The organism is Streptomyces sp. UC4497 (genome assembly GCF_054871485.1).
In genome coordinates this window covers 118,289-129,881 of record NZ_JBTYHB010000012.1, presented here as the reverse complement: position 1 = coordinate 129,881, position 11,593 = coordinate 118,289, and the positions used below count along the sequence as shown (strand labels likewise).

12 protein-coding genes are annotated in these 11,593 nt (G+C 67.7%); 7 read left to right on the top strand and 5 right to left on the bottom strand.

The genetic code is table 11. The annotated features are described in order from the left end of the window. Positions 1-85: 85 nt before the first annotated feature. From ACYSUO_RS19115 to arfA, 7 genes are all read left to right on the top strand, one after another. Entirely contained in the window at positions 86-862 is a 777-nt protein-coding gene (locus ACYSUO_RS19115; protein WP_461777347.1) for an IclR family transcriptional regulator, read from the top strand. Further along, entirely contained in the window at positions 859-1,707 is an 849-nt protein-coding gene (locus tag ACYSUO_RS19110) for an SMP-30/gluconolactonase/LRE family protein (protein ID WP_461777346.1), read from the top strand. Before ACYSUO_RS19115 ends, ACYSUO_RS19110 begins: the two co-directional genes overlap by 4 nt. Before the next feature lie 177 nt (positions 1,708-1,884). Next, complete coding sequence (locus ACYSUO_RS19105; protein WP_461777345.1) at positions 1,885-3,234, top strand: extracellular solute-binding protein; 1,350 nt, start codon at positions 1,885-1,887, stop codon at positions 3,232-3,234. Next, positions 3,231-4,175: a carbohydrate ABC transporter permease gene (locus tag ACYSUO_RS19100; RefSeq protein WP_461777344.1), complete on the top strand. Its 945-nt coding sequence runs from the start codon at positions 3,231-3,233 to the stop codon at positions 4,173-4,175. The genes ACYSUO_RS19105 and ACYSUO_RS19100 overlap by 4 nt, the downstream gene beginning before the upstream one ends. Beyond that, positions 4,172-5,035 carry a carbohydrate ABC transporter permease gene (locus ACYSUO_RS19095; RefSeq protein WP_461777343.1) on the top strand — a complete coding sequence of 288 codons (864 nt, stop codon included), beginning with the start codon at positions 4,172-4,174 and terminating at the stop codon, positions 5,033-5,035. Before ACYSUO_RS19100 ends, ACYSUO_RS19095 begins: the two co-directional genes overlap by 4 nt. After that, a complete protein-coding gene (locus ACYSUO_RS19090) occupies positions 5,032-5,994 on the top strand; it encodes an arabinan endo-1,5-alpha-L-arabinosidase (protein ID WP_461777342.1) in 963 nt (320 codons plus the stop codon). The genes ACYSUO_RS19095 and ACYSUO_RS19090 overlap by 4 nt, the downstream gene beginning before the upstream one ends. Before the next feature lie 40 nt (positions 5,995-6,034). Continuing rightward, a complete protein-coding gene (gene arfA / locus ACYSUO_RS19085) occupies positions 6,035-7,540 on the top strand; it encodes an arabinosylfuranosidase ArfA (protein ID WP_461777341.1) in 1,506 nt (501 codons plus the stop codon). Between the two features lie 179 nt (positions 7,541-7,719). On the opposite strand, the gene ACYSUO_RS19080 is transcribed toward arfA, so the two are convergent. From ACYSUO_RS19080 to ACYSUO_RS19060, 5 genes are all read right to left on the bottom strand, one after another. Next, positions 7,720-8,247 carry an SUKH-4 family immunity protein gene (locus ACYSUO_RS19080; protein WP_461777340.1) on the bottom strand — a complete coding sequence of 176 codons (528 nt, stop codon included), beginning with the start codon at positions 8,245-8,247 and terminating at the stop codon, positions 7,720-7,722. 3 nt (positions 8,248-8,250) lie between these two features. Continuing rightward, entirely contained in the window at positions 8,251-8,784 is a 534-nt protein-coding gene (locus tag ACYSUO_RS19075; RefSeq protein ID WP_461777339.1) for a hypothetical protein, read from the bottom strand. Beyond that, the gene (locus ACYSUO_RS19070; RefSeq protein WP_461777338.1) at positions 8,759-9,583 is read right to left on the bottom strand and encodes a hypothetical protein; all 825 of its coding nucleotides are present in this window, start codon (positions 9,581-9,583) and stop codon (positions 8,759-8,761) included. The genes ACYSUO_RS19075 and ACYSUO_RS19070 overlap by 26 nt, the downstream gene beginning before the upstream one ends. Further along, the gene (locus ACYSUO_RS19065; RefSeq protein WP_461777455.1) at positions 9,580-10,281 is read right to left on the bottom strand and encodes a WXG100-like domain-containing protein; all 702 of its coding nucleotides are present in this window, start codon (positions 10,279-10,281) and stop codon (positions 9,580-9,582) included. Before ACYSUO_RS19065 ends, ACYSUO_RS19070 begins: the two co-directional genes overlap by 4 nt. A gap of 279 nt (positions 10,282-10,560) precedes the next feature. Continuing rightward, the gene (locus ACYSUO_RS19060; RefSeq protein WP_461777337.1) at positions 10,561-11,502 is read right to left on the bottom strand and encodes a sulfite exporter TauE/SafE family protein; all 942 of its coding nucleotides are present in this window, start codon (positions 11,500-11,502) and stop codon (positions 10,561-10,563) included. Positions 11,503-11,593 lie beyond the last annotated feature (91 nt).

Here is an 11,593-nt window from a genome sequence, read left to right as displayed (position 1 = left end):
ATTGCCCGGCCAATGCCCATGTGCTTAGCCTATGTTCGCGATACCGACCGTCTGTTGAAATACCGAACATAGGGAGGGGTCGGTTGTGGGACGTCTCGTACCAGCCGTGACCCGCGCTCTGGACATCCTGGAGCTGTTCCTGGACGGGGACGGCACGCTGTCCGCCCCCGACATCGTCCGCAAGCTACAGCTACCGCGGACCACGGTCCACGAACTTGTCACCACGCTCGCCGCCCGCCAGTACATCGTGCAGGTCCCGGGGCAGCCGGGCCGCTACCGCCTCGGCGTGCGCCCCTACCAGCTCGGCAGCCGGTACGCCGAGCAGCTCGACCTCGCCGCCGAGGGGCAGCACGTCGCCCGCGACGTCGCGGAGACCTGCGACGAGACCGTCCACGTGGCGATCCTGGAGGGCACCGACGTCATCTACATCGCGAAGGTCGACTCCACGCACGCCGTGCGCATGGTGTCCGCCGCCGGCCGCCGCCTCCCCGCGCACTGCACGTCGGTCGGCAAGATGCTGCTCGCGTCGCTGCCCGAGGCCGAGCTGAGCGCGCGGGTCCCGGACGACGCGGACCTCGTCGCGATGACCGAGAACTCGATCACCGACCCGGCGGCCCTACGTGCCCACCTGGTCGGGGTGCGCGAGCGCGGCATCGCCGTGGAGAGCCGCGAGTCGAACACGGACGTGTCGTGCGTCGCCGCGCCCGTGCGCGACCGCACCAACCGGGTCGTCGCCGCGCTCTCCATCTCCGTACCGATGATCCGCTGGAGCGACGCGCGCGAGGACGAGCTGGCGGGGCTTGCCGCGAAGGGCGCCGCCGATCTCTCCGAGCGCCTCGGCCACCGGGGGGTGGCGCGATGAGGATCCGCGTCGAGGAGGCCGTGCGGGCCTCGGCGGAGCTGGGCGAGGGCCCGACCTGGGACCCGGCCACGGGCCGCGTGATCTGGGTGGACATCCTCAACTCCCGCGTGCACACCTACGATCCGGGCAGCGGCCGCCGCACCGTCCTCGCCACCGAACAGCACGTGGGCGCCGCCAAGCCGCGCGCGGGAGGCGGCCTGGTCGTCAACCTCCGTGACGGCGTGGGCAGTTACGGCCCCGACGGCGCCTTCGCATGGCTGCACCGCGAGCCCGTCCCCGGGCGCCGCGGCAACGACGCGGCGGTGGCCCCCGACGGCGCGCTGTGGGCGGGTTCCATGGCGTACGACGAGACGCCCGGCGGCGGCAACCTGATCCGCGTCGCCCCCGACGGGGCGGTGACCGAGGTCCTCGACGACGTCACGATCTCCAACGGCACCGGCTGGAGTCCTGACGCCGCGCGCATGTACTACGTCGACACACCGACGGGACGTATCGATGTCTTCGACGTGGACGGCGAACGGATCCGCAACAGGCGGGAGTTGGCGGCCGTCGAGGACGGCGCCGGCTCTCCCGACGGCCTCACCGTCGACGCGGACGGCTGCGTGTGGGTGGCCCTGTGGGACGGGGCGGCGATCCGCCGCTACACCCCCGAGGGAAAGCTCGACCGGGTGCTCCCGCTGCCGGTGAGCCGCCCCACGGCCTGCGCCTTCGGCGGCGCGGACCTCAAGGATCTGTACGTGTCGACGGCCCGGGTCGGCCTCGAGGCGCCGGAGCCGCTCGCGGGATCCCTGCTGGTGGTGCCGGGGGTCGGACAGGGGTTGGCCCAAGCCGCCTTCGGGGGCTGAGAGTTCGGCTCGCGGGTCATTGACCCCCTCCGGGGCGTACGGCGTTCGCGTCGTGCGCCCCGCACCTTTTTCCCACGATTCCCGCGCGACCCATTGACGCGCAAGCGCTTCGATTTTACGGTCCCGTTCGAAGTTACGAGCGGCATTCGAAATATCGGACGTAGGGAGGGGCCGGTTGTGGGACGACCTGGCCTGAACCGCAGACAACTCCTCGCAGGTGCGGGCGGGTTGGCGGTCGCGGGAAGCCTGGGATTCGCGGCCATGGGCACGGGCGCCGACGCGCTCACCTCTGGCGCGGACACCCGCGTGCGCTACTGGAACCTCTTCAGTGGCGGTGACGGGTACAACATGATCTCGATGCTGAACGACTTTCGTCGGGGGCATCCGGACATCGACGTGAAGGACTCCACGCTCCAGTGGGGCAATCCGTACTACTCCAAGCTCGCGATGACCGCGTCCGGGGACCGCGCCCCCGACCTCGCCGTGATGCACCTCGGCCGGATCCCCGGCTTCGCGCCCGGGACCCTCCTCGATGCCTGGGACGTCGGCCTGCTCGCCAAGTACGGCGTGCGGGAGGAGGACTTCAACCCGGTCCTGTGGAAGCGCGCGACGGTCGACGGCAAGCTGTACGGCCTGCCGCTCGACATCCACGTACAGCTCTGCTTCTACCGCAAGGACGTGCTGAAGAAGGCGGGGCTGCTCGACGGCGACGGACGGATGGTCAAGGTGACCTCCACCGACGAGTGGTTCGACGTGCTGAAGGAGGCCAAGAAGGCGTCCAGGGAGGGTGTGCAGACCGTCGGTCTGAACGTCCAGGACCTCAACATCCAGTGGTGGATGTTCGTCGCCTTCTACACCCAGCTCGGCGGCACCTGGTTCAGCGCCGACCGCACCGAGGTCACCTTCGACACCGACAAGGCGACCCAGGTCCTGGAGTTCCTGCGCAAGCACGTCACCGACGGCTACTCCGTCAAGGGGGCCAAGGGCGCCGAACAGATGGTCAACGGCGCCCCGTTCACCTGGGAGGGCAACTGGTCGGTGCCCGTCTTCGACACCGCGAAGGTGCCGTACGGGGCGACTCCGCTGCCACCGGTCTTCGGCAAGGAGGCCACCCACGCCGAGTCCCACGCCTTCGTCCTCCCGCACCAGGCGGAGCGCGGCGGCGCCGCCAACGAGGGCGCCCACCAACTGGCCGCGTACATCGTCAAGCACGCCAGGAAGTGGGCCCTCGGCGGCCACATCCCCGCGTACACGCCGACCCTGTCATCGGCCGCGTACCAAAAGATGGAGCCGCAGAGCGAGTACGTGTCCGCGATGAACCACATGGCGACCGAGCCGAAGGCGTGGTTCGCGGGCTCCACCGGACTGCTCGGCCAGCGCACCGGCCCGATCGTGATGTCCGCGTCGGCGGGCTCCGCGACCCCCGAGGCCGCCGCCCGGCGCCTCAAGGGCGCCCTCTCCCAGCTCCTCGCCTCGAAGAACCCGATGGACGGCAAGACCGCCGCCCAGGGAGGTGCGGTCTCATGACGACGACCACCCCGCAGACCGTCATCGCCCCGGCGCCCGCGCGCTCCGCCACCAAGGCCACCACCGTCCGCCGCCGCAAGCAGGGCTTCCAGCACGGCGGCTGGTTCGTGGCGCCGTTCCTGGCACTGTTCGGCCTCTTCGTGATCTGGCCGGTGGTGCGCGGCCTGTACCTCTCGTTCACCGACGCCAACATCTCCGGCGAGGGCGCGAGCTTCATCGGCCTCGACAACTACCGCGAGGCCCTCCAGGACGACATGCTGTGGGACTCGCTCGGCCACAGCGCGTACTTCACGCTCCTGGTCGTGCCCTGCATCACCGTCATGGCGTTCCTGCTCGCGATGCTGGCGCACCACATCGAGCGCGGGAAATGGCTGTGGCGGCTCTGCTTCTTCCTGCCGTTCCTGCTGCCCTCGACCGTCGCGGGCAACCTGTGGGAATGGCTGTTCAACCCCACCGCGGGCATGGTCAACCATGTCTTCGGCCTGGAGACGGCCTGGCTGGCCGACAAGTCCTACTCGATGCTCGCCGTCGTCATCTGCACCCTGTGGTGGACCGCCGGCTTCAGCTTCCTGCTCTACCTCGCCGCCCTCCAGGGCATCCCGGCCCATCTGTACGAGGCCGCCAAGCTGGACGGCGCGAACGCCTGGCACCGCATGGTCCACATCACGCTGCCGATGCTGCGCAACATCACCGGACTCGTCATCGCGCTCCAGATCCTGGCCTCGCTCCAGGTCTTCGACCAGGCGGTCGTGATGTTCGACTTCGGGCCAGGACCCGAGGACAGCACCCGCACCTTCGTGCAGTTCACCCTCGAAGAGGGCTTCACCGCCTACCGCGTGGGCTACGCCTCCGCCACCTCCATCATCTTCTTCGTGATCATCGCGTCCGTCGCCCTCGCGCGGATGTGGCTGCTGCGCAACCGTGAGGAGGGCGCCCGATGACCACCACCGCCCCGCAGATCCGCGTCAAGGCCCGCCGTGGCTGGACCCCGAGCCAGATCGTGCTCACCGCCCTCGGGGTGGCCGTGTCAGCCGTGTTCCTGTCGCCGCTGGTCTGGGCCCTGTTCACGTCGCTGAAGTCGGAGACGGAGGCCGTCGCCTCACCGACGCACTGGCTGCCCGAGGACTGGACCGGGCAGGCCTGGTCCGCCATCTTCGAGACCGGCAACATCACCAACTGGTTCGTCAACTCCGTGGTCGTGTCCGTGTGCGTCACGGCCGTCGTGGTGATGACCAGCGCGCTCGCCGGATACGGCTTCGCGCGCACCGAGTTCAGGGGCAAGGGTGCCCTGATGGGCCTGGTCATGGCGGGCCTCATGATTTCCCCGGCCGTCCTCGGCGTGCCGCTGTTCACCACGGTCCAGCAGATGGGGATGGTCGACACGTACTGGGGCATGATCCTGCCGCAGTGCGCGCACGCGTCGATGGTCTACATCCTCTACAAGTTCTTCCAGGGCATCCCGCGGGAGCTGGAGGAGGCCGCGGCCATCGACGGCGCGGGCCGCTGGCGGATCTTCTTCACCGTCATCCTGCCGCTGTCGCGCCCCTCGCTCGCCGCGGTCGGCATCTTCACCTTCATCAGCTCGTGGAACAACTTCCTGTGGCCGTACATGGTGACCCACAACCCCGACCTGATGACGATGCCCAACGGCATCGCGACCATCATGAACTCCTACGGCATCCAGTGGGCCCAGCTGATGGCCGGCGGCCTCATGGCGGGCCTGCCCCTGATCATCGTCTTCATCTTCTTCCAGCGGCAGATCGTGGCGGGCGTGGCCCATACGGGATTGGCGGGACAGTGACGGCAAGAAGAGCGCTGATCGCGGCCGTCGCTCTGGTGGCACTGTTGCCCAACACGGCTCACGCATCGGCGAGTTACCCCGACCCGCAACCCATCACCGGCCAGCAGATCATCCACGACCCGACCGTCATCAAGCTCAAGGACGGCCGCTACGTCGCGTACTCCACGGGCGGGGTGATCGGCGCGCGCCTGTCGAAGGACAGGGTGAACTGGACGGACGAGGGCAACGCCTTTGCCGCGCCCCCGAGTTGGTGGCTCGACTACAACGACACGGGCGACCCGTGGGCCCCCGACATCTCGTACCGGGACGGCACGTACTGGCTGTACTACGCCGTTTCCTCCTGGGGCACGAACCACTCGGCGATCGGCGTCGCGACGTCGACGTCCGGTCTCCCGGGCACCTGGACGGACCACGGCAAGGCGTTCTCGTCCGAGACCACGGACACCTGGAACGCCATCGACCCGGCCGTGATCAGGGCGAACGGCAAACTCTGGATGAGCTTCGGCTCGTACTGGTCCGGCATCCGCATGGTCGAGCTGAACCCGAGGACGGGCAAGGCGGTGCCGGACGCGAAGGTCCACCACCTGGCCACCCGCCCCGATGCCCCGTACGCGGTCGAGGGCCCGGCGATCGTCCAACACGGCCGGTACTTCTACCTGTTCGCCTCGTACGACTCCTGCTGCCAAGGCGTGAACTCCACGTACAAGATCCGGGTGGGGAGGGCCACCTCGGTCACCGGCCCCTACGTCGACAAGGACGGCAAGCCGCTCCTGGAGGGCGGCGGCACCCTGCTCCTGGCCGGACACGGACGGTTCGTCGGGACGGGAGGCGAGTCGGTCTTCCGCGACAAGGGGAAGGACGTGCTCGCCTACCACTACTACGACGCCGAGGACAACGGCACACCCAAGCTGGGCCTGAACGAGCTCAGTTGGACCAAGACCGGCTGGCCGGGCCTCTGACGACGCCCCGCGCCGACCAACCACAAACGAAAGGACCCCCTTGCGCACCGCACGCTTCACCCTGGACCCCGCCTTCACCGTCGCCCAGGTCAACCCCCGGCTCTTCGGCTCGTTCGTGGAGCACCTCGGCCGCTGCGTCTACACCGGCATCTACGAGCCGGGCCACGAGCACGCGGACGAGGCGGGCCTGCGCACCGATGTCCTGGAACTGGTACGGGAGTTGGGGGTGACGACCATCCGTTACCCCGGCGGCAACTTCGTCTCCGGCTACAAGTGGGAGGACTCGGTCGGCCCCGTCGAGGACCGCCCGGCCCGCCTCGACCTGGCCTGGCGCACCACGGAGCCGAACCGCTTCGGCCTGTCCGAGTACATCGGTTTCCTCCGCAAGCTCGGCCCGCAGGCCGAGCCGATGATGGCACTCAACCTGGGCACGCGCGGCGTCGCCGAGGCCATCGAGCTCCAGGAGTACGCCAACCACCCCGCCGGCACCGCCCTCTCCGACCTCCGCGTCGAGCACGGCGACAAGGACCCCTTCGGCATCCGCCTGTGGTGCCTCGGCAACGAGATGGACGGCCCCTGGCAGACCGGCCACAAGACGGCCGAGGAGTACGGGCGGATCGCGGCGGAGACGGCGCGCGCGATGCGCCAGATCGACCCGGACGTGGAGCTGGTCGCGTGCGGCAGCTCGGGCCAGTCGATGCCGACGTTCGCCGAATGGGAGGCGAAGGTCCTGGCCGAGACGTACGACCTCGTCGACCACATATCGCTCCACGCCTACTACCAGGAGCACGACGGCGACCGGGACTCCTTCCTCGCCTCGGCGGTCGACATGGAGTCGTTCATCGAGAACGTCGTCGCGACCTGCGACCACGTGGGCGCGCGCCTCAAGTCGTCGAAGAAGATCAACCTCTCCTTCGACGAGTGGAACGTCTGGTACCAGTCCCGCACCCAGTCCGAGGTCGCCGCCCTCGACTGGCCGGAGTCCCCGCGCCTCCTGGAGGACGTCTACACGGTGACGGACGCGGTCGTCTTCGGCTCGCTCCTCATCGCGCTCCTGCGCCACGCGGACCGCGTCACGGTGGCGTGCCTCGCCCAGCTGGTCAACGTGATCGCCCCGATCATGACCGAGCCGGGCGGCCCGGCCTGGCGGCAGACGACGTTCTACCCGTTCGCGGCGGCCTCGAAGTACGGCCGCGGCGAGGTCCTCGACGTCCGCGTCTCGGGCCCCACCTACGACACGCAGCGCCACGGCACGGCCGACCTCCTGCACGCCACGGCGGTCCGCGCCGAGGACGGCACGCTCACCGTCTTCGCGGTGAACCGCAGCCAGACGGAGACGCTCCCCCTGGAGGTCGCCCTGAACGGCCTTGACCTCACCCGCATCGCCGAGCACACCGTCCTCTCCGACACCGACCCGGACGCCCGCAACACCCTCACGGAACCGGACCGTGTGGCGCCGCACGCGGCGACGGGAACGGTCCTGGAGAACGCCACGCTCAAGGCGAACCTGGAACCGCTGTCGTGGAATGTGATCCGGTTGGCGTGACAGCGGATTTGTGAAATAGCGGAGTTGTGAAACAGCTGCACGGAACGTGGGTGAATTCCGGAACTGGGTTCCGATGAAAAAGCTGAGGGGACAGGGTTGTCGTCGGCCGGTTCAGCCGACAACAACCCCGCCCCCTCGGTGGTGTGTCCAGAAGCCAGGGGAGTCACCGGAGAGCTCGGCTAGCTCAACTGGTCGTACACCATGCTCCACCAGCTCTTCGGGTCCGCGAAGGCTTGCGGGTCGCGGCTCTTCAGGTAGTCAATCAGTTCCTGGGTGTACTTGGTCTTCTGGTTCGGGTCGGCGGACTTTATGTGAACCAGGCGCAGGGCGAACCTGTACAAGAACTCGATGAACAGATCGAGCGTGCTGTTCACGATCTCCGCGCGAGGCCGGTCCCCCTGGGACAGCAGGATGACCAGGCCCTGGTCGAGATCGAGGCAATAGCTCATGTGGGGACTGTCGGTCGGGCCGCCCAGGCAGAAGATCTCGATGCTCTCGCCGCCGGTCTCGACGGGGAGGATGCTGAACGAGGCGGGGTCGCCGTCCGGCCGGAGGGTGAAGATGACGTCGAGGAATGCGGGGAGGCCGGTGGCCGACAGGGTTTCGGCGTCCTCTTCCGAAATTCCGTTGTCGAGGGCGTCGCCCTTGTTGAGCGTGATGACTCCGTCGGACCCGAACAGGGAGATCAGCTCTGCGTGGTTTGTCATTTTCTACTCCCCAGGGTGGTCGACGTCGATGCCGACTTCTTTCAGAAGTGTCACCCACTCGTCCTGGTCGAAATCCTCGTGTGTGAGCTCGGCAAGGCTAGCATATCGGGTTGAGATGATCCACTCGTTCAAGAAGTCGAATACACCGTCACTCAACTTTTTAATACCCTCGTTCATCCACCACAATGTCGTGGTGTCCGGCGGGTACCAGATACCTCCGTCTCTCCTGTCCAGGAAGATCGGATTTTCGTTGATGAGGCCGATGCAGAAGTGTCGTTCCGCTGTAATGGGAAGTGGACAGTCCTCGATCGGCTCGGTGTAGAACTGCTGACTGGTGGAGCGTGCGGCGTCGAAGAGTGTGACCGCAGTTCCGCAGTACATCCCGTCGGCCAGCTGCAGGAATTTCATGTAACTCGGCGGAATGTTGGAGGGTAGGGGTGATGAGCGAAACCCTTCGCGGATCTCGGACATCACCATCTCTGGACGAGTGTCGAGTTCCTGGCGGAGTTGCTCAATGACGGCTTCTGTCGCGGTCATGCGAGATCCAGTCGGTTTCTATCTGCAAGGGGGTCCCGGGAGAGAGTTTCGATATTTGAGGTCTTATTTGTTGTGTGCCGATGTCGAAGTTCACGTCGGAGTCGAGCATGCGGAGATTTTCCCAAGAATCGCGTCCCCCCGTCTGGAGCTCGGCTACGTGGTCGGGTTGCATGCTTTTCGCGAGGTCGCGTGCGGGACCGGCCAGGTCGGGGTCGATTCCGCTGTCCTTTCCGGTGATGATTCTCACGAGGGCACCTTTATAGTCGGCGGTGATGTTACTGTCCCGGTCGACTTTTCCGTCCAGCTTGAAGAGTTCCCCGGCATCCCCCAGCCTCTTCAATGCGTCCGACTTCTCTTCGAACTGGGTCTCGTCCAACCCTGGCTTCCACTTCAGCGTGACCGTCGTGGGCTCCTTGGTCGGATCAGGTCGCGAGATGCCGACGCCCTGCCGGCCCCGCTTCTCGACCTGGGCATCCGAACGGTCGACGATGCGCTTGAGCATTCCTTCCAGGGTCTTGTCGTTCCGTCGATGGTTCTCGCCCATCTCGTCGACGCCGTCGGCCACCCGCCGCAAGTGCTGGTGCAGCTGACGTTCGGCGGCGCGGACCGCCCCCAGGACCCCGTCCACCGCACCGCCGATGGACTCGGCCATCGCGCCCCGACCGCGTGTGCGGTCGCGTGCGCCCTGTGCCCGGTCCAAGGCCGGGCGCGTGCGGGCGTCATGGTCGTCGGCGTGGCTGCGGATGCGGGCGCTCAGGTTGCGCAGCTCGTCCAGGTCGGCACGTATCTGGTCGCTCATTCTGCACCGCCGGATGACGCCGACTCTCCGCCGGTGAGGGCCGAGACCTGGGCCTCGGCATCGTTGACGCCCGTGGCGAGGCCTTGCTTGCCCGCGTTCACGGTCTGCCCGAGGTCGTATCCGCCCTGGGCGCCGAGGGCGTTGGCGCCGACCTGGATCGCGAGGTCGCCGGCCATGCTGCCGAGTGCTGAGAACACCGGGCCCGATGCCAGGCCCATGATCTCGTCCACCACCATCTGCTCGGCCTCCCGAAGAAGCCGCCGCACAACGATGCGGGTGGCCTGAGTGGCACCGAGCGCGCCGAGTTCGGAGAGCCCGAACGTGAACGGAGCGGCCGCCTGTGCAGTGGCGATCTCCACGCCGAGTGCCACGAGTTGAGCGATCGCCATCGCCTTCGCCCCCGTGACGGCGATCGCCGCTCCGTCCAACGCCATGGCGCCCAGTCGGCCCGCTTCGGCCAAGTTGTGCAGGTGCTTGCCGTCGACCTTTCCCCAGTGCGCAGCGAACGCGTCAGTGGCAGGGCCTTCGTTGACGGACAGGAGACGCTGTACGGCTGCCGCGGTCGTGTTGCGGCTTCCGTCGATCGAGTTGGCGAACTCCCGGAGCGCATCGGCCATTTCCCGGTAGTCGTCCTCGTCGACGTTCGGCCACTCGATGCCGATCAGATCGAGCAGCCATGTCAGTTCGTCGGGTAGCACGACGCCCAACGTTGCCTCCCCCCGCGATGATCTTCGAAACAGTGTTCCGAACTGTAGTAGTAGGAGAGGAGAGAGGAATAGCGGAGCTTGAGGTGAGCGGTGGAGGTGGACACCGCACAGCACGACAGCCGACGGGCACCACCTCTGGGACGACACGCTCAAGGCGGGCCTGGAGCCGCTGTCGTGGAATGTGATCCGGTTGGGGTGACCGGAAGAACGGACTGTGACGCGGAACCACGATATTTCCGTGGTTCCGCGGCACAGTCTCCGCTTGCCCGGCTACGCCCTCGAGCCCGCCTCCGATGGGGTCTTTTCCGTGTCGGCGGGCGTGGGCGCGGACGAGCCCGCCACCACCACAGAGCGTCGCCGACCCCGCAGCGTGACCACCACGCCCGCCGTCGCGAACGCCGCGCACACCAGGAGCAGTGGCGTTCCCGACACACCCCACATCGCCAGGCCCGAGCCCGCGAGCAGGGTTACGAGTGCCCAGCGCAGGGCCGGGCCCGAGAGGCGGGTGGAGAGGAGGGCGCCGGCCACGACGCCCGGGATGGCGCCGATCAGCAGTGTGCCCGCCATGCCGAAGGCGACGTCGCCGAAGATCACGTGGCCGAGGGCCGCCGCCGCGACCACCGGGATGGCCTGCACGAGGTCCGTGCCGACCAGGTGGTTCGCCTTCAGGCGCGGGTGCGCCAGCATCAGCATGACGATGATGAGCGAGCCGGAGCCGACGGACGTCATGCCGACGATGAAGCCGCCGATCAGGCCGATGGTGAGGGTGGCGAGGGGGCGGACCGGTACGTGGGCGTCCTCGGCCTCGGAGGAGCCCGTGCCGCGCCGCGCGTCCAGCCACATGCGGGCCAGCATGCCGATGACCGCCAGGACGAGCGCGCCGCCGATGACGTACTTCACGCGTTCCTGGAGTTGCTCTCCGTCACCGAGCAACCCCAGGCAGAGCGCGCCGAGGACCGCCGCGGGCATCGCCGTCGGCAGCAGCCAGCGCACGATGTCCCAGCGCACGGTGCCAGCGCGCTGGTGCACTGCCGCCCCGAAGGGCTTCATGAAGACGGAGGTGGCCAGGTCGCTGCCGATCGCCGCCGTCGGATTGACGCCGAACAGCATCACCATGATCGGTGTCATCAGCGCGCCGCCGCCCATGCCGGTGAGGCCCACTGCCACACCGACGAGCGCACCCGCGACGACTATCGCCCATGAGAAATCCATGGTCGCGACTGTACGCACCATCCCTATGGGGATGGTAGGGAACGACTGGGTTTCCCAGATGCTGGAAGGTCCGCTGAGGACTCGAACAAGA